The sequence below is a fragment of the Streptomyces sp. NBC_00989 genome (assembly GCF_045162655.1).
Lineage (GTDB): Bacteria > Actinomycetota > Actinomycetes > Streptomycetales > Streptomycetaceae > Streptomyces.
Window position 1 is genome coordinate 3,146,608 of the sequence record NZ_CP108728.1, and the last position, 17,114, is coordinate 3,163,721.

General features: G+C 70.6%; 14 protein-coding genes. 10 read left to right on the top strand and 4 right to left on the bottom strand.

What is annotated here, in order from left to right; translation table 11 throughout:
- Window positions 1-2 precede the first annotated feature (2 nt).
- From OG714_RS13645 to OG714_RS13655, 3 genes are read left to right on the top strand one after another with little or no spacing between them, the layout of a single operon-like run.
- The gene (locus OG714_RS13645) at window positions 3-842 is read left to right on the top strand and encodes an alpha/beta fold hydrolase (RefSeq protein WP_406120886.1); all 840 of its coding nucleotides are present in this window, start codon (window positions 3-5) and stop codon (window positions 840-842) included.
- A complete protein-coding gene (locus OG714_RS13650; RefSeq protein ID WP_406120888.1) occupies window positions 839-2,035 on the top strand; it encodes a glycosyltransferase in 1,197 nt (398 codons plus the stop codon). The genes OG714_RS13645 and OG714_RS13650 overlap by 4 nt, the downstream gene beginning before the upstream one ends.
- Window positions 2,032-3,114, top strand: coding sequence for a class I SAM-dependent methyltransferase (locus OG714_RS13655; RefSeq protein ID WP_406120890.1), 1,083 nt, complete (start codon window positions 2,032-2,034; stop codon window positions 3,112-3,114). The genes OG714_RS13650 and OG714_RS13655 overlap by 4 nt, the downstream gene beginning before the upstream one ends.
- Before the next feature lie 41 nt (window positions 3,115-3,155).
- On the opposite strand, the gene OG714_RS13660 is transcribed toward OG714_RS13655, so the two are convergent.
- The 3 genes from OG714_RS13660 to OG714_RS13670 all read right to left on the bottom strand — a co-directional run bounded on the left by OG714_RS13660 (window position 3,156) and on the right by OG714_RS13670 (window position 5,818).
- On the bottom strand, window positions 3,156-3,752 hold the full coding sequence (locus tag OG714_RS13660) for an AAA family ATPase (protein ID WP_406120892.1): 597 nt from the start codon (window positions 3,750-3,752) through the stop codon (window positions 3,156-3,158).
- A complete protein-coding gene (locus tag OG714_RS13665; protein ID WP_406120893.1) occupies window positions 3,749-5,044 on the bottom strand; it encodes an MFS transporter in 1,296 nt (431 codons plus the stop codon). Before OG714_RS13665 ends, OG714_RS13660 begins: the two co-directional genes overlap by 4 nt.
- Window positions 5,045-5,170: 126 nt before the next feature.
- The gene (locus OG714_RS13670; protein ID WP_406120895.1) at window positions 5,171-5,818 is read right to left on the bottom strand and encodes a bifunctional 4-hydroxy-2-oxoglutarate aldolase/2-dehydro-3-deoxy-phosphogluconate aldolase; all 648 of its coding nucleotides are present in this window, start codon (window positions 5,816-5,818) and stop codon (window positions 5,171-5,173) included.
- A gap of 107 nt (window positions 5,819-5,925) precedes the next feature.
- On the opposite strand from OG714_RS13670, the gene OG714_RS13675 reads away from it, so the two are divergent.
- Window positions 5,926-6,711 (top strand): DeoR/GlpR family DNA-binding transcription regulator, encoded by a 786-nt coding sequence (locus OG714_RS13675; protein WP_406120897.1) that lies wholly within the window; start codon window positions 5,926-5,928, stop codon window positions 6,709-6,711.
- Between the two features lie 192 nt (window positions 6,712-6,903).
- Here the strand turns inward: OG714_RS13675 and OG714_RS13680 are convergent, their stop codons facing one another.
- Window positions 6,904-7,668 (bottom strand): sugar isomerase domain-containing protein, encoded by a 765-nt coding sequence (locus OG714_RS13680; protein WP_406120899.1) that lies wholly within the window; start codon window positions 7,666-7,668, stop codon window positions 6,904-6,906.
- Between the two features lie 118 nt (window positions 7,669-7,786).
- On the opposite strand from OG714_RS13680, the gene OG714_RS13685 reads away from it, so the two are divergent.
- From OG714_RS13685 to OG714_RS13710, 6 genes are all read left to right on the top strand, one after another.
- The gene (locus tag OG714_RS13685; RefSeq protein WP_200713152.1) at window positions 7,787-8,671 is read left to right on the top strand and encodes a MurR/RpiR family transcriptional regulator; all 885 of its coding nucleotides are present in this window, start codon (window positions 7,787-7,789) and stop codon (window positions 8,669-8,671) included.
- A 133-nt stretch (window positions 8,672-8,804) separates the two neighbouring features.
- Window positions 8,805-13,031 (top strand): NEW3 domain-containing protein, encoded by a 4,227-nt coding sequence (locus OG714_RS13690; RefSeq protein ID WP_406120901.1) that lies wholly within the window; start codon window positions 8,805-8,807, stop codon window positions 13,029-13,031.
- Window positions 13,028-13,717, top strand: a complete 690-nt coding sequence (locus OG714_RS13695; RefSeq protein ID WP_406120903.1) for a peptidyl-prolyl cis-trans isomerase — start codon at window positions 13,028-13,030, stop codon at window positions 13,715-13,717. The genes OG714_RS13690 and OG714_RS13695 overlap by 4 nt, the downstream gene beginning before the upstream one ends.
- 129 nt (window positions 13,718-13,846) lie before the next feature.
- Complete coding sequence (locus OG714_RS13700; RefSeq protein ID WP_406120905.1) at window positions 13,847-15,217, top strand: extracellular solute-binding protein; 1,371 nt, start codon at window positions 13,847-13,849, stop codon at window positions 15,215-15,217.
- Window positions 15,217-16,233, top strand: coding sequence for a carbohydrate ABC transporter permease (locus OG714_RS13705; protein ID WP_406120907.1), 1,017 nt, complete (start codon window positions 15,217-15,219; stop codon window positions 16,231-16,233). The genes OG714_RS13700 and OG714_RS13705 overlap by 1 nt, the downstream gene beginning before the upstream one ends.
- Entirely contained in the window at window positions 16,230-17,114 is an 885-nt protein-coding gene (locus OG714_RS13710) for a carbohydrate ABC transporter permease (RefSeq protein ID WP_406120908.1), read from the top strand. The genes OG714_RS13705 and OG714_RS13710 overlap by 4 nt, the downstream gene beginning before the upstream one ends.

Below are 17,114 nucleotides of genomic sequence, written 5' to 3' on the forward strand. Positions count from 1 at the left end.
CCATGGCGATGGTCGACACCGGTCAACTCCGGTTGCACGTACAGCGGATGAGCCCGCCCGACGGACGCCCGGTCACCGCCACGGCGGTGCTCGTGCACGGTCTGCTCACCGACAGCCTGGCCAGCTACTACTTCACCATCGCCCCGCCGTTCGCGCTGGCCGGCGTCGACGTCGTCATGTACGACCTGCGCGGCCACGGCCGCAGCGGGCGCCCGGCCACCGGCTACACCCTCGACGACAACATCGACGACCTGGAGACGCTGCTCGACCGCCTGGAGGTGACCGGCCCGGTCCATCTGGTCGGCAACTCCTACGGCGGGACAGTCGCGTTCGGCTACGCGGCCCGCCATCCGGAGCGGGCCGCCAGCGTCTCCCTCATCGAGTCGGAACCGGCGACCACGGCCTGGGCACCGAAGCTCGGCGGCATCCTGGACCGTGTGCTGCACCAGCTGGCGCACAACGAGGACGACGCGATCGCCTGGATCAGCGCGAACCGCGGCCACAACACCGCCCGCCTCGCGAAGGGCGCCGCCCGGCTGGCCCGGGAGACCTCCCTCTCCCAGGACATCCCCGCGAGCAGGGTGTTGACGGAGGATCAGATCCGGGCGGTGCACTGCCCGGTGCTCGGCGTCTACGGCGGCGACTCGGACCTCGCCCTGCTCGCACCGTGGCTGGAGTCCGTGCTGCCCGACTGCCGGACGGTCGTCGTCCCCGGCCACGAGCACTCCGTACTGGTCGAGGCGGCGGGCACGGTCGGCGGGCACATCCTCTCCCTGATCCAGGAGGCGAGGATCCAGGAGACAAGTGCGCCGGCGTCCGCACCAGCGGCGGCGGTCCGGTGAGCCGGTTCCTGTTCGTCGCCCCGCCGTTGGTGGGCCACATCAACCCGGCGGTGGGCGTGGCGGCCGAACTGGCGTCACGGGGACACGAGTTGGCGTGGGCCTGCGCCGACCCCGATCTCGTACGGCGGCTCGCGGGCGAGCCGGCGCGCGTGTTCCCCTGCGCCGGGCCGGTACCGGGGGAGGGCGACGGAGTACGCCCGCCCGACATCCGTGGTCCCGAGGCCCTGAAGTTCCTGTGGGAGGCCTTTCTCGCGCCGCTCGCCGAGCAGATGGCGCCCGGAGTCGCCGCGGCCGTCGGGGAGTTCCGGCCCGACGCGGTCGTCGCCGACCAACAGGCCCTGGCCGGTGGGCTGGTGGCGGAACGGCTGGGCGTGCCGTGGGCGACCTCGGCGACCACCTCCGCAGAGTTCACGGACGTACTGGCGGGCATGCCCAAAGTCGCCCTCTGGCTGGACGAGTTGCTGCACGGACTCCGTACCGGCATCGGTGATCCGTCCGGCACCGCCGACCCTCGCTTCTCCCCGCATCTCGTGCTCGCGTTCAGCACCCCGGAGCTCGTCGGCCCCGAAGCGCGGCAGGGCGAGCAGATCCGCTGGGTCGGCCCGTCGATCGCGCCCCGCCCGGCCGCGCCGGACTTCCCCTGGGACTGGCTGGACCCGGCCCGCTCCCTGGTGCTGGTCAGCCTCGGCACCGCCAACACCGATGTGGGCGCCCGTTTCCTCACGGAGTGCGTGACGGCACTGCGGGCACGAACGGACCGCGTACAGGCGGTGATCGCGGATCCGGGAGGCGCGCTGGGCGCATCGGACGAGCAGGACAAGAACATCCTCGTCCTGCCCTCCATCCCCCAACTCCCGCTCCTCGAAAGGGCGGACGCGGTCGTCTCGCACGCCGGGCACAACACGGTGTGCGAGGCGCTGTGGCACGGCGTCCCCCTCGTCGTGGCGCCGATCCGCGACGACCAGCCGGTGATCGCCGGGCAGGTCACCGGCGCGGGCGCCGGCATCCGCGTCCGCTTCGGCCGGGTCACCGCCCCCAGACTGGGCGCGGCGATCGACGCCGTACTCCACGAACCCCACCACCGCGCCGCGGCCGGCCACATCCGTACGGCGTTCCGCGCGGCCGGCGGCACCCGCGCGGCGGCGACCCACCTGGAGCTGCTGGCCACCGGCGCCCCGAAGGAGACTCCGTGAGCAACGACGACGCCCCCAAGCCGCCGAGCCGCAACGACCAGGTAGCGGCTCTGCGCCCCGCCTACCAGGCCGACCTGGCCGACGGCCTGGACCGCTTCTTCGAACCCCGGCGCGAGACCTGCCCCTGGTGCGACTCGTCCCGGCTGAAGACCCGGCTGCGCACGAAGGACCTGATCCAGCACAAGCCGGGCACCTTCGTCCTGGACCGCTGCGAGGACTGCCGGCACACCTTCCAGAATCCCCGACTGAGCCCGGCCGGGCTGGAGTTCTACTACCGGGACTTCTACGACGGCCTGGGCGAGAAGCAGTTGGGCAACACCTTCGCCGCTCGTACCAAGATGTACGAGCAGCGCGCGGAGTCACTGCTCCCGCACTCCCCAACTCCCAAGAACTGGCTGGACGTCGGGACCGGCCACGGTCACTTCTGCGAGTCGGCGCGCACGGTGTATCCCGACACCACCTTCGACGGCCTCGACTTCACGGACGGCGCCGAACTCGCCGAGCAGGCGGGGCGGGTGGAGCGCGGATACCGGGGCAGCTTCCCCGAGTTGGCCCCGGGGCTCTCGGCCCACTACGACGTCGTCAGCATGTTCCACTACCTGGAGCACAGCACGGAGCCGGAGCGCGAACTGGCCGCCGCGCACCAGGCCGTGCGCCCCGGCGGCCACCTCCTGATCGAGGTCCCGAACCCCGACAGCCGCTACTCCCGCCTCCTCGGGCGCTGGTGGCTGCCGTGGCTCCAGCCCCAGCACCTGCACTTCATCCCGGTCGAGAACCTGCGCCGCCGGCTCACCGACCTGGGCTTCACGGTCGTGGCGGAACAGCACGCGGAGCCCCACGACCCGGTCGATCTCCTGGCCGGCACCTGGCTGGCCCTGGACACGGCGGCGCCCCGGGACAACCTGCCGTGGCTGCCGAAGCCCCCGACGGGGCCGGCCCGTACGGGCCGCGCGGCGGTGCTGATCGCGGGGATCCCGGCGCTGATCCTGGGCACGCTCCTCGACCGGTTCGTGGTGAAGCGGCTGTCGCACCGGCTGGGGGTGTCGAACGCCTACCGGCTGGTGGCGCGACGCGACTGAGCCCGCTCAAGGGCCTGGCCGGTCCGGTTCCCCGAGCCTGCTCAAGGGCCCGGTCGGTCCAGTTCCGCCAGCGCGTGGGCGACCGCGTCCGCCGTCACGCCGTCGGCGCGGTTGTCGAACACCAGCCGCCGGCCGTCCGCCCACTGGCACTCGTTGGCCTCGGCCGTCTTCCAGAACGTGTCCCAGTCGGCGAGCTTGGACAGGTCCCGGGCGCAGCCGCGGGCCCGGACGCGTTCGCGGGCGGTGTCCTTGTCCACCCGCACCTGGACGACGACCAACTCGACGTCGGACGGCCAGTCGTGACGGTATGTCACTTCGGCGAGGTAGTCCGGCTGGGAGAAGTAGCGGCCGAACGGGGCGTCCAGGACGACCGGGCGCCCGAGGCGCAGGTTGTCGGCGGCCAGGTCGAGGATGGTCGCGTATTCGAGGTCCATCACCACGGACTGGTAGTACGGGTTGAGGTCCCGCTCGTTCCGGTCCGTGCCGGCGAGGTCGAGGAGCGCCTCGGTGAGCCGGGTGCAGGCCGTGTCCTTGTCGATGTACGCGGCACCGCCCAGCTCGGCGATCAGCCGCGCCACGCCGGTCTTGCCCGACCCGGCGGGGCCGATCACGAAGTGGACCCGTGGAGCGGCGGTCATGCGCGGCGGTCCTTCACGAAGAAGAGGTACGACATTCCGCCGAGCAGCAGGAGTGCTCCGCCGACGAGGAAGACGTACGTGTAGTTGTTGCCGGTCGCGTCCAGGATCGCACCGGTGACGATGGGCGCCATCGCGGCGCCGAGGAAGCCGCCGAAGTTCTGGATCGCGCCCAGCGAGGCCACCTGGTGCGACTCGGCGATGTCCGAGGCCAGCGTCCACAGGCAGCCCATCGGGACCTGGGCGGCGAAGTAGCCGAGGGACAGCAGGGTGAGCGCGACCGGGGTGCTGTGGACGTATGCCACGGGGAGGACCGCGGCGGCCGCCAGTACGGCGCCGCCGACGATGGGGACCTTGCGGGAGACGATCGCGGAGTGGCCGCGGTGGATCAGCCGGCCGGAGAGCCAGCCGCCGAAGAGGACGCCGACGATGCCGCAGAGGTAGGGCAGCGAGGACAGCCAGCCGGTCTGCGAGAGGCTGAGGCCGCGGGAGGTCTGGAGGTAGCTGGGCAGCCAGGTCAGGTAGACCCACACCGTGTAGAAGATGCCGAACGCGCCGAGGATCATGAAGTAGGTGTTGCGCTGCCGGAACAGGGCGCCCCAACTCGCGGGCTTGGCCTGCTCGTTCGCGCGGGCCTGTGCCAACTCCTCGCCCCGGATGACGGCCTGCTCGCGCAGCGTGGGGTCCCGGTACACGCGCAGCCACACCAGCATGACGAGGATGCCGAGGGCACCCACGGCGACGAACATGCCGCGCCACCCGAACGTCAGCAGCAGTCCGGTGAGGATGGGCGGGGCGATGGCGTTGGCGATCTGTGAGCCGGTGTTGACTATCGAGATCGGCAGGGCGCGCTCGTCCTTGTTGAACCACCGCTCGTTGACCTTGAGGCTGGCCGTGAAGAACGGCGACTCGGCGACCCCGAGCGCGACCCGGGCCGCGTACAGCAGTCCGAAGGAGTGCGCGGCGGCGGTGACCATCGTCATCAGGGACCAGAGTCCGGCGGCCCAGGCGTACATCCGCTTGGGGCCGAAGCGGTCGACGAGGTAGCCGGCGGGGAGGTTGGCGATGGCGTACGGCCAGGAGAACGCGGCGAGCAGCAGTCCCATCTCGGTGGCGTTCAGGCCGAATTCACCGGCGATGGTCGTGTTGGCGACGCTCAGTGTGGCGCGGTCGAGGTAGTTGACGACCCCGCCGATGACCAGGAGGGCCACCAGGGCCCAGCGGATACGGATCGAGGCGCGGCGGGCGGTGTCGCCCAGGTCGAGGGATTCGGGGGTGAGGGACTGCTGAGCCATGGAGAGCTCCTCGGGGAACCACCGTGCGGGTGTTGGGGACGTGTGGTGCGGGGACGGGGTGGGGCTGAGCGGTACTCGGCGGTGCTGAGCGGTGCGGTGCGGTAAATGCCTTGTGGGGAGCGGGAGTTACGCCCGCGCTCCCTCGATGGCCCGGAGCATCGTCGTAGCGGCGTCCGTGACGTGGCGGTAGTCGCCGTCGGCGCGGGCCGCCTTGGTGACGAAGCTGCCGACGCCGACCGCGACGACGCCGGCGTCGAACCATTCCTTGACGTTGTCGGCGGTGACGCCGCCCGCGGGCATGAGGGGGGCCTGCGGGAGCGGGGCGCGGACGGTGCGGACGTAGGCCGGGCCGACGAACTCGGCGGGGAAGAGCTTCACGATGTCGGCGCCGGCCTGCATGGTGTCGACGATCTCGGTCGGGGTGTAGGCCCCGCTGACCGTGACGGCCTGGTAGCGGTTGGCGGTGGTCAGCATGGCCGGGTTGAGGTTGGGGCTGACCAGCAGGCGGGCGCCCGCCGAGAGGCACTCGTACGCGGAGTGCTCGTCCAGGACGGTGCCGGCGCCGATCAGGATGCCGTCGTCGCCGTAGCGCTCGGAGAGCTTGTTGATGACGTCCAGCGCTCCGGGCACGGAGAGGGTGATCTCCAGGGCCCGGATGCCGCCCTCGATCGCCGCTTCCGAGACGGCGAGGGCTTCCTCGGCGCTCTCGAGGCGGACGATGAGCAGCGCGCCCGTACCGGTGATTGATTCCAGGGCGTTAAACTTTGTTACCATGGGAGCACACGTTAGAACATGAATTCACACGTTGTCACGCCCCTTGTCACACGAAGTTAGGCTGACCCCGATCCGCCGTCATGGCACCCAGGCTTCGAGGAGACGCATTGAGCAGGGCACCCCTGATCCCCGAGCAACGTCATCAGGAGCTGCTGCGCCTGCTGAGGGGCAGCGGGGTGCTGAGCATCCACGACCTGACCGCGGCGCTGAACGTCTCGCACATGACGGTGCGCCGGGACATCACCGCGCTGGAGAAGAGCGGCCAGGTGGTCTCGGTGCAGGGCGGGGTCAGGCTCGCGGACTGGACCGGCCATGTGCCGCCCCGCGAGCGTGCGTCGCGCGCGGCGCTGGAGATGCCCCGCAAGCAGGCGATCGCCGGGCGGGCGGCGGAGCTCGTCGAGGACGGCATGGTGGTGTTCCTCGACGCGGGGACGACCTGTCAGTCGGTCGTGCCGTTCCTGGCCGGCCGCAAGGACCTCACCGTCGTGACGAACGACTTCCACGCCGTTCTCGCCCTGTGCGAACTGCCGTCCGTGCACACGGTCCACACCGGCGGCGAGGTCGACGTGTCGAGCGGTTCGAGCAGCGGTCCCCTCGCGGCCAGGACGGTCGGCGCGATCAATCTCGACCTGGCCTTCCTGAGCGCCGGGTCCTGGGACCTGGCCCACGGCATCACGAGCTTCTCGATGGACAAGGTGCTGCTCAAGCAGGCGGTGATGGAGGCGGCCGGCTCGGTCGCGCTGCTCGCCGACAGTACGAAGTGGGGCACGGTGGAGCGGTTCACCGTGACCGGGCTCGACCGGCTCGACACCGTCGTGACCGACGAGGGCCTGCCGTCGGCCGTGGTCGACCGCATCGCGGAGGAGGGCCCGACGGTGCTCCGCACGGGCTGAGTGAGTACCGGGTGAGTACTGGCCGAGTACCGGCTAACCCCCATTGAATGATGCATTCACCGCGTCTAGCATCACCTGGTGATTCCAGCAATTCCCGTCTGACTCTCGTCAAGTGCAGCGCGGGACGACGAGCGGCCGCGGCCCGGTTCCGGGGGCTCCGGCCGCTCGTCTCCACCGCGCCGCTACGACAACTCAGCTCGCGGTACGGCGAATTCGCCCCTCGTACCGCTTCTCCAGCTCCAGGTTGCCCTCGAAGCCGCCGGGCACGTTGGCCGAGACGTACACCGGCGGGCGCTCCCCCGAGGCGAGCAGCTGGGCCGCCGCCTCCGCGACCGACAGCTGTACGAGCATCGCGCCGGTGAGCGTGGACAGCGCGCAAACGGCGCCGCCCGTGGGGAGTTCGAGGAGCGCGTCGCCGCGCGGGGCCGCGTTGTCGAGGACGACGTCGGCGAGGTCGACGAGCTTCTTGCCGCTCGGGTGACCGGCCGGGACGGCGCGGGTGTGGGCGAGCGAGGTGATGGCCAGAAGTCGGTGGCCGCGCTCCTTCACGCGCAGGGCCATCTCCACGATCACCTTGTTCACACCGGAGTTGGAGATGATCACGAAGAGATCCTCGGGGCGGGGCGCCGCGAGGTCGTAGAGGCGCTCGGCGATTCCGGCCTGCCGCTCAAGCAGCGGGTCGTCGAGGACGCTCGGGGCGTCACCGCCGTAGAGGACGAGGTCGGCGATGCTCAGGCGGTTGGTGGGCACCAAACCCCCCGCGCGGCCCGCGAGTTCGAGGACCATGGCCTGGGAGTGGCCGGTGCCGAAGGCCTGGATGACGCCGTCCGTGCGGACGCACTCCGCGATCAGTTCGGCGGCTCTGGACACGGTCTCGCGGCTGGACTCGGTGATGTGCTGGAGGACGGCCAGGCTCTCGCGCGCGAAGGTCTCGGCGCTTACGGACTCGGCGGACACGCGATTCTCCCCACCGGTGGATCAAACCACCTGTTCTTCCTAGATCAATGAATCAATAAATCACATGCGGTCCTGGTATTCAATCGATGGCCTCTGGGGTGGCTGATACCTTCTGCACATGCCCCCGACAGACGTCACCACCCTCATCCGCACCGAGCTGCCCCGGCTGGCCGGCTCACTGAGGAAGGTCGGCGAGCTGATCCTGGAGGATCCGGCCGCCGTCACCCACTGCTCGGCCGCCGAGCTGGGCCGCCGCACCGGCACCTCACAGGCGACGGTGACCCGGTTCTGCCGGGCGGTCGGCCTCGACTCGTACCAGCATCTGCTGATCGAACTGGCCCAGGAGCGCGGCCGCGGCGAGGTCTCCGACTGGGGCACCGCGGAGATCGGCCCGGACATCTCCCCGGACGACGATCTCGAGCGGGTCGTGCAGGTCGTGGGCAGCGCGGACCTGCGCGCGGTGCAGCAGACGATCGACCGGATCGACCTCGACGCGGTGGAGCGCGCGGCCACGGCCGCCGCCCGCGCCCGGCGCATCGACGTCTACGGCATCGGCGGCAGCGGGGCGGTCGCCCAGGAGACCGAGACCCGGCTGTTCCGCATCGGCTGCGCGGTGCGCGGCTGGACCGAGGTGCACGCGGCGGCCACCTCCGCCGCCCTGCTCACCCCGGCGGACGTCGCCATCGGCATCTCCCACTCCGGCTCCACCCGCGAGACCATCGAGCCCTTCGAACTCGCCAAGGAGCGCGGCGCGACCACCATCGCCCTCACCTCCGACCCGCGCTCCGCACTCGCCCGCGCCGCCGACATCCGGCTCATCTCCTCGTCCTCGGCGACCAGCTTCCCCACCGGCATCATCGGCGCCCGCCACTCCGTCCTGGTCCTCATCGACTGCCTCTACGTCCGCATCGCGCAGCTCTCCTACCAGCGCGCGAGCGCCTCCCTGGCCCTCACCGACCACATCGCCGGGGAGCACACGGTGAAGTCCCGCAGGGGCCGGTGATCCCAGCCGAGACCCGGCCGTGATCTCGGCCGAGTCTGCATGGATGAACCACCGAAGTTACGCGGGGATGGTTGTTTGAATCATCTTCGCGGTGTCAGGATGGGCGCTCCGCCGAGCCTCTGGTAGGAGACCCATGCGCGTCACCGCTGCCCTGTCGACCGAGCTGTTCGTCGGCACCGCCGAGCATCCGCTCCAGGTGGTGGCCGCCGAAGTGACCCATGTCCCCGGCCGGCCGGTCCGCCTCACGGTCGAGGGCCCCGGTCTGCACGGCACCGCGGACACGGTCGTGGGCGAGGACGGCACCGCGCACGTCGAGATACCCATAACTACGGACCTCGCGCCCGGCGAACGGTGCGCGATCGAGGTGACGGCGGCCGACGGCGACCAACTGGCCACGCTCACCGCCGAGTTCACGGCCGCGGAGCCCGGCTGGACCATGTTCATGGTCAGCCACTTCCACTACGACCCCGTCTGGTGGAACACCCAGGGCGCCTACACCGAGACCTGGGACGTCGCCGACGACCCCGCCTCCACCGGCCTCCCGGCCCGCACCTTCGACTCCCGCGGCCAGTCCGGCATGAGCCTCGTCCGCGCCCACTGCGACCTGGCCCGCCGCGACCCCGCGTACACCTTCGTGCTGGCCGAGGTCGACTACCTCAAGCCGTACTGGGACGCCTTCCCCGAAGAGCGGGCCTTCCTGCGGGAGTTGATCCGCACCGGCCGCGTCGAGATCATGGGCGGCACCTACAACGAGCCCAACACCAATCTCACCGGCGCCGAGGCGACCGTACGCAACGCCCTGTACGGGGACGGCTTCCAGCGCGGCATCCTGGGCGCCTCGCCCGAAACCGCCTGGCAGCTGGACGCGTTCGGGCACGACCCGCAGTTCCCCGGCCTGATGGCGGACGCGGGCGTCACCTCCAGCTCGTGGGCGCGCGGTCCGTTCCACCAGTGGGGCCCGACGCTGTCCGTGTTCGGCGAGGAACCACGCGACCCCCAACGCATGCAGTTCCCGGCCGAGTTCAGCTGGATCGCCCCCTCCGGGCGCGGGCTCCTCACGGCCTACATGGTCAACCACTACGGCGCCGGCTGGGCGATCGACAACGCACCCACGCTCCCCGAGGCGGAAACGGCGGCCCTCAAGCTCTTCAAGGGGCTGAAGAAGGTCGCGCTGACCCGCAACGTCCTGCTCCCGGTCGGCGGCGACTACGCGCCCCCGTGCCGCTGGGTGATGGACATCCACCGCGACTGGAACGCCCGCTACGTCTCGCCGCGCTTCGTCAGCGCGATCCCCCGCGACTTCTTCGCCGCCGTCCGCGACCAGTTGGCCGAGGAGGGCCGCAGGGCGTCCCCGCAGACCCGGGACATGAACCCGATCTACACCGGCAAGGACGTCTCCTACATCGACACCAAGCAGGCCCAGCGCTACGGCGAGACGCTCCTCGCCGACGCCGAGGCCTGGGCGACCCTCGCCTCACTCGTAGCCCAACACCCGTACCCGGACGCGGCGTTGGACAAGGCCTGGCGACAGCTGATCTACGGCGCCCACCACGACGCCATCACCGGCTCCGAGTCGGACCAGGTGTACATCGACCTGATGACCGGCTGGCGCGAGCTGTACGACCTGGCCGAGACGGTGCACGCCGACGCGACGGACGCCCTGGCCGCGAAGGTGGCCCGACTTCCGGGCGCGACCGATGACTTGGTGGTGTTCAACCCGGCGACCTGGGAGCGCCGGGACGTCCTCACGGTCGCCGACCCGGGCCGCGTCCCGCTGGACGACACCGGCCTGCCGCTGCCCGCCGTACGCGAGGGCGACCGACTCCGCGTCGTCGTACCGGACGTACCCGGCATGGGTCTCAAGGCCCTCCCGCTCGCCGAGGGTTCGGTACCCGGGTGGACACCCGGCGAGGGCCTCACCATCCGCAACGAGTTCTACGAGGTGACGGTCGACCCCGCGCGGGGCGGCGGCGTCAGCAGCCTGCGCGAACTGGCCGAGGACGGCCGGGAGTTGCTGCGCGCCGGTGACATCGGCAACGAACTCGTCGTACAGGAGGAGTACGCGCGGCACCCGCGCTTCGGCGAGGGGCCGTGGCATCTCACGCCGACCGGAACCACCGCCGCGCGCAGCCGGGACGTCACCGCCGACATCGATGTCCGGCACTCCCCCGCCGGTTCGCGGATCACCGTCACCGCCGACCTCGGACTGTTCCGGTACACGCAGCGGCTGACGCTGTGGGCGGGTGTCCCGCGCCTCGACGTGACGACGACCATCGACGGGTACGACGGCGCCGACCGGCTGATCCGGGTGCGCTGGCCGTCCGACGTGACCGGCGGACTGCCGGTGCACGAGGTGGCGGACGCGGTGATCGGGCGCGGGTTCGGGTTCGTGGAGGTGGACAGCGAGGAGTTCCCGTGGACGCTCGACAACCCGGCGAACACCTGGTTCGGGCTGGGGTCGACCGCCCGGGTCGCGGTGCGGGACGAGTCGGGGCGGCTGCTCGGCCACCGGTCGATCGGCGTCGCCGAACTCGTCTACGCCGACTGGGACGAGGCCGGTGAACTCGGTACGCCGCTCGCGGCCGCGCTCGTCCGCGCCGGGGTCACCGCGACCTCGACGATCGCGGGCGGTCCGCGCTACGGCGACCTCGAAGTCGACTCCAATCTCCCGGACTTCCGCATCGCGGTGGGCGCGCCCGAGCGCAACTCCGTGGTCGCCGAGGCCCTCGGCTGGGACCCGGCCGCCGGGCGTGAGGTGCGCCGCCAACTGGCCGAACGGGGCGTGGCGGTGGTGTGGGTCGCGCCGCGTGCCGGGCTGCGCGAGGAGTGGGTGCCCGGGGCCGATCTGCGCGACCTCGAACGGCTGCCGCTGCTCGTGGTGGCGGGCGCCCGCCACGAGGACGACGCCAAGGCCGTCGACGCGCTGGTCGCCGACCTCGACGACGCGGTCCTCACGGCCACGGCGGCGGGCGGCTGCGAGGCCCTGCCGCCGGGCGACGCCTGGGACGGCCGTAGCTTCGCCGTGCTCAACCGGGGCACGCCCGGCTGTGTCGTCACCTCCTCCGGCGACCTCTACATGTCCCTCATGCGCTCCTGCACCGGCTGGCCCTCCGGTATCTGGGTCGACCCGCCCCGCCGCACGGCACCGGACGGCTCCGCCTTCCAACTCCAGCGCTGGACCCACGAGTTCGAGTACGCGGTGGTCGCGGGCGCCGGTGACTGGCGCGAGGCCCGACTCCCCCAGGCCGGACACGAGTTCAACCACCCCTTCACGGCCCGCGTACGGACCTCGACCCAACAGGGCACCCTGCCGAGGAAGTTCGCCCTGTTGGGCCTGGAACCGGCGGGCGAGGTCGTGCTCGACGCCCTCAAGCCGCTCGGCTCCCCGCTGGCCCGGGGCAGCGCGGTGCCGGTCGATCCGGGGCGCGGGGTCGTCGTACGGATGCACGAGGTGAACGGTCGGCCCGTGCGGGCCCGGATACACGGGCCGCGCGACTGGGCCGAGGGTGCCCGGTCCGACGTACTGGAGGCGCCCGGCGAGCAGTTGACGCCGGAACGGGACGGCGGGCTGGCCGTCGACCTGACCGGCTTCGAGGTCGCGACGGTGCTGGCGACCACCGGTGCCGAGCCCTCAACGGGTCCTGGAATCGCGGCACATGAGCCCGCGCAACCCGTCCACACCCGCTACTGGCTCCACAACTCCGGCCCCGCGCCTCGCGGCAACATGCCCGTGTCGGTGTACCTCACCCCCGGCACCCTCACCGTGTCAGGCCCCGTCACCGCGACCGTCCGGGTCGGCTCGGAACTCACCGACGCGCCGGTGTCGGGCACCGTGCGGGTCGAGGTCCCGCCCGGCTGGACCGCCGAACCCGCCGAACTGCCGTACGCGTTGGGCCCCGGCGGGTTCACGCTGGCCGAGGTGACCGTGACACCGCCGCCGGAACCGGAACCCGGCCGGCACTGGCTCGCGGCCCGGCTGTCGTACGGCGGGCAGACGTACGAGGACGCCGTGGCGCTGGATGTGGCGGGCGGGCAGCACGGCCCGACGCTCGTGTCCACGCTGGGAGTCGAGCGGATCAGCGTGCGGACCGGCGAGCGCGTCCAAGTGCCCGTGACCGTCCGCAACACCACCCGTGGGCCCGTCAACGGCACCCTCTGGGCCGTCTCCTCGTGGGGCACCTGGTCCGGGGTCGGGCCGGGCTGCCAGGGGTTCACGGTGGCCGGGGGCGCGGAGGAGGAGTGCCTGATCGAGGTGGACGGCTCACTGGTGCCGCCGGGGTCGTACTGGTTGCTCGCGAAGGTCGCCTGGAACGGGTGTGTCGCCTACACGGAGGCGGTCGCGCTGGAGGTGACGCCGTGACGGAGCACGCGGCCGTGGTGCATGGCGAGATGGTCCCCAAGGGGAGGGTGGACGCACTGCTCCACGGCGGTCGGGCAGCGCCCCAAAGGGGCGCGGGGAACTGCGCGACCAGCCACGACGACGCCGCAGACGACCGACATCATGCTGCGGGCCACCCAGCGGAGCGCCTCGCGCGGGCCGAGCGGCAGCGACGGCGGTGGGCGACCCAGGTGGTGGTCATCGACGAGCTGGCCCAACGGGCGTGTACGGAGCGGGGGTTGAAACCTCCCGCAGAGGTGTCGCCGGATCGGGTGCTCGCCGTCGCCGAGACCGATGTCGCGGATCTCGGCAGCATCGTCGCGGCGGCCCTCGCGCACTCCCCGGCCGCCCGGCTGCTGCTGGCCGAGCTGGAGGGCGAGCAGGAGGTCACGGAGGAGGCCGTGCGGGAGTACTACGACCGGAACCGGGACCGCTTCCTCACGGCGGAGGCGCTACAGCGCGGTGTGGACCCGTTCGACGGGGTGTCATCGGAGGACTTCGTGCCGTACGGGCAGGTCCGCGAGGGTGTCGCGCGTGAGTTGCGAAGGGCCGCGGGGCGGCGGGCCTTCTTCGGCTGGTTGGACCAGGCCAAGGCCGGGGTCGTGTACGCGGTGGGTCATGAGCACCCCGGCGATCCGGCGCACCCGGACCACGAACACCGGCACTGATCACTCCCGGAACCTAAAAGCAACACGAGAACCCATTGACCTCCGATGAATTCTGGTCCACCTTTTCATCAATCGGGGTCGAAGTTGGTTAATTGAACCAGCGGTTGGCTGGTGCTCAGGAGGGCAGCGATGCGCACAGGAAGACTGACCGGATCGATGGTGGGGATCATCGTCCTGACCCTGACGGCCGCCGGCTGCGGGCTGTCCGGCGGTTCGGGCGACAGCGACTCCACCGCGGGTGGCTGCAAGGTCGACAAGGGCAACGTGGGGTCCGGGAAGCTCGCCGGCGAGGTGAAGGGCGACATCACCTTCCAGACCACCAACTTGAAGAAGGACTTCGGGAGTTTCTTCAACGGGGTCATCAAGTCCTTCGAGAAGGCGCACCCCGGTACGTCGGTCAAGTGGATCGACGATCCGGGCGACGCGACGTTCGGACAGCGCACCGTCGCCGACGCCCAGGCCTGCACCCTGCCGGACGTGCTCAACGTCGACTCCCCGACCGCGACCGCCCTCACGAAGGCCGGCTACCTGCTCAATCTGGGCGTCAAGGACCCTGACGCCGCCAAGCCGTTCGTCCCCGCGTTCTGGAAGTCCAGCACCATGAAGGACTCCTCGGGCACCTTGGTGCACAGCGTGCTGCCCTGGTACACCGGCGGCGTCCTCCTGACGTACAACACCGACCTGCTGAAGAAGGCGGGGATCGACCCGGCGAAGCCGCCGACAACGATGTTCGGGCTGTTCGCCGACTACGAGAAGATCGCCAAGAAGGCCGACGGCAAGTACTACGCGACCATGGCCAACCCGGTCTGGCGGATCCCGGCCGACTGGGACCAGATGAACATCAAGACGCTCTCGGCGGACGGCAAGTCGGCGGTCTTCGCCGACGATCCCAGGACCGCCCAGTGGGTCGCGTGGATGGCGAAGCTGTACAAGGAAGGCGCGATGCCGAAGGACTCGCTGTCGTCCAACAGCGACCCCTCCACGCTCTACAGCCAGGGCAAGGTCGCCTACGGCTCGACGAACCCGAGCTTCGTGCGCTTTGTGAAGCAGAACAGCCCGTCGATCTACACCAAGACCGCTGTCGGCCAGCAGCCCTTCGACGCGCTCGGCCACACCACGGCCGCCCCGCAGTACATAGCGACCGCCGCGACGAGCAAGAACGCCCCCACGGCACTGGCGTTCGCGGAGTTCCTCACCAACGCCGAGAACCAGACGGCCTGGTGCAAGGACCCGAACGTCGTGATCTTCCCGACGACCTCGTCCTCGCTGGACGACCCGTTCTTCCAGAAGACCACCGGTGACGATCCGTTCTCCCAGGCCCGCAAGCTCGTCGCCGAGCAGCTGAAGACGGCGACCGCCTATCAGACGAACATCTCCACGGCCGTACAGAACGCCATCGTTGGTCAGGTGCAGCTGGCCATGCAGGGCAAGAAGAGCGCGGCGCAGGCCGTGAAGGACGCCCAGGCGAAGGCCAACGAGCTGCTGAAGCAGGCTGGTTGATGGTGGCGACACAGACCGTGAAGCCGGTGTCCGTGCCCGGTGCGGAGGCCGTCGCCTCCGCACCGGGCACGACCCGCATACGCAGGATCGCCCGGGCCGTCCTCCCCGGCCCCGCGCCCGGCGCCAACGGGGCCGCGCTGTACCGCCGTTGGTGGCTGCCCTGGCTGTGGACCGCGCCCGCGATCGTCTGCGCGGCGGTGTTCGGGGTGTTCCCGTTCCTCAACACACTGCTGCTGTCGTTCACCGACGCCAAGCCGCTCGGCGGCGCCGCGGGCTTCGTCGGGTTCTCCAACTACACCCGCATGCTGGGTGATTCCGATTTCTGGCTGGCGACCCGCAACAGCGTCCTGTACGCCGTGATCGTCGTCCCCCTGATGGTGCTGCTGCCCCTCCTGCTGGCCGTCCTGGTGGAGAAGAACCTCCCGGGCATCGGCTTCTTCCGCTCCGCCTTCTACACGCCGGTGCTCGCCTCCAGCGTGGTCGTCGGCCTGAGCTGGCAGTGGCTGCTCGCGGACGACGGACTGGTCAACACCTGGCTGGAGAAAGCCCACTTGATCAGGTCGGCGATCCCCTTCCTCTCCGACTCGTGGCTGATCCTGCTCTCCGCGATGGGCCTCACCCTGTGGAAGGGCCTCGGCTGGTACATGGTCTTCTACCTCGCCGCCCTCGGGAACGTGCCCAAGGAACTGCACGAGGCCGCCTCCATGGACGGCGCCGGTGCCGCCCGCCGCTTCTGGCACATCACCGTGCCCGGCGTACGACAGGCGATGATGCTGGTCGGCACCCTCACCGGCATCGGTTCGCTGCGCGTGTTCACCGAGATCTACATGCTCGGCAGCTCCACCGGCGGCCCCGGCGGCGCCGACCGCACGCTGCCCTTCTACATCCGGGACGTCGGCCTGGACCCCATCACCGGAAACGCGGGCTACGGCTCGGCGGTGAGCGTGGCGCTGTTCGTTCTGACCCTGGGCCTGACCCTGCTGGCGCAGCGCCTCACGAAGGAGGACGAGTCATGACGACGACCGCAGTGCGGCCCAAGTCCCGCCGCCTGACGCCCCGTTGGCGTGACTACGGCCGCCCCCGTGAACTCCTCGTCCGCTACCTGCTGTTGCTCCTGGTCCTGGGCCTCACGGTCGGCCCGCTGATCTGGCAGTTCCTGGCCTCGCTCAAGGGCACCGGCGAGGACGTCTTCGGCGCGAACGCCTCCCTGCTGCCCCACCACCCGACCCTGCACGCCTACCGCGAGGTCTTCAGCCAGGTCCCGGTGGGGACGTACATCAAGAACAGCCTGATCGTGGTCGCTCTCTCGGTCGGCAGCCAGCTCCTGTTCTCCACCACGGCCGGCTACATGCTCTCCAAGCCCGCATGGAAGGGCCGCAGAGCGGTCTGGATCCTCCTGATCGCCTCCATGATGTTCCCCTTCGAGTCGATCATGGTGTCGCTGTTCCTGAGCATCCGCGACCTGGGCCTGGTCGACAGCGTGGTGGGTGTGTGGCTGCCCGGGTTCGTCGGCGCGATCAACGTCCTGCTGATGCGCGGCGCGTTCCTCGCGGTACCGCGCGAGATCGAGGACTCGGGGATGCTGGACGGCGCGAGCGAGTGGCAGCGGTTCCGCTACCTCTATCTCCCGTCCGCGTGGGGCGCGATCATGGTGGTCACCATCAACACCTTCATCAGCGCCTGGGACGACTTCCTCTGGCCCCTGATCGTGCTCCGCTCCGAGGACCACATGACCCTGACGCTGGGCCTGTCGCGGTTGCAGAGTTCGTCGTTCGGCTACGACCAGCGCGTGGTGATGGCCGGTTCGGTGATCTCCGTGATCCCGGTGCTGGTGCTGTTCGTCATCACCCAACGCTGGTTCTACAAGGGCGTGTCGGCGGGAGCCGTCAAACTCTGA

Bases quoted from the DNA above. Each gene is read 5' to 3' on its own strand.
- OG714_RS13645 (WP_406120886.1), top strand. From the start codon at position 3: ATGGCGATGGTCGACACCGGTCAACTCCGGTTGCACGTACAGCGGATG.
- OG714_RS13660 (WP_406120892.1), bottom strand. From the start codon at position 3,752: ATGACCGCCGCTCCACGGGTCCACTTCGTGATCGGCCCCGCCGGGTCG.
- OG714_RS13665 (WP_406120893.1), bottom strand. From the start codon at position 5,044: ATGGCTCAGCAGTCCCTCACCCCCGAATCCCTCGACCTGGGCGACACC.
- OG714_RS13670 (WP_406120895.1), bottom strand. From the start codon at position 5,818: ATGGTAACAAAGTTTAACGCCCTGGAATCAATCACCGGTACGGGCGCG.
- OG714_RS13685 (WP_200713152.1), top strand. From the start codon at position 7,787: ATGCCCCCGACAGACGTCACCACCCTCATCCGCACCGAGCTGCCCCGG.
- OG714_RS13690 (WP_406120901.1), top strand. From the start codon at position 8,805: ATGCGCGTCACCGCTGCCCTGTCGACCGAGCTGTTCGTCGGCACCGCC.
- OG714_RS13700 (WP_406120905.1), top strand. From the start codon at position 13,847: ATGCGCACAGGAAGACTGACCGGATCGATGGTGGGGATCATCGTCCTG.
- OG714_RS13705 (WP_406120907.1), top strand. From the start codon at position 15,217: ATGGTGGCGACACAGACCGTGAAGCCGGTGTCCGTGCCCGGTGCGGAG.
- OG714_RS13710 (WP_406120908.1), top strand. From the start codon at position 16,230: ATGACGACGACCGCAGTGCGGCCCAAGTCCCGCCGCCTGACGCCCCGT.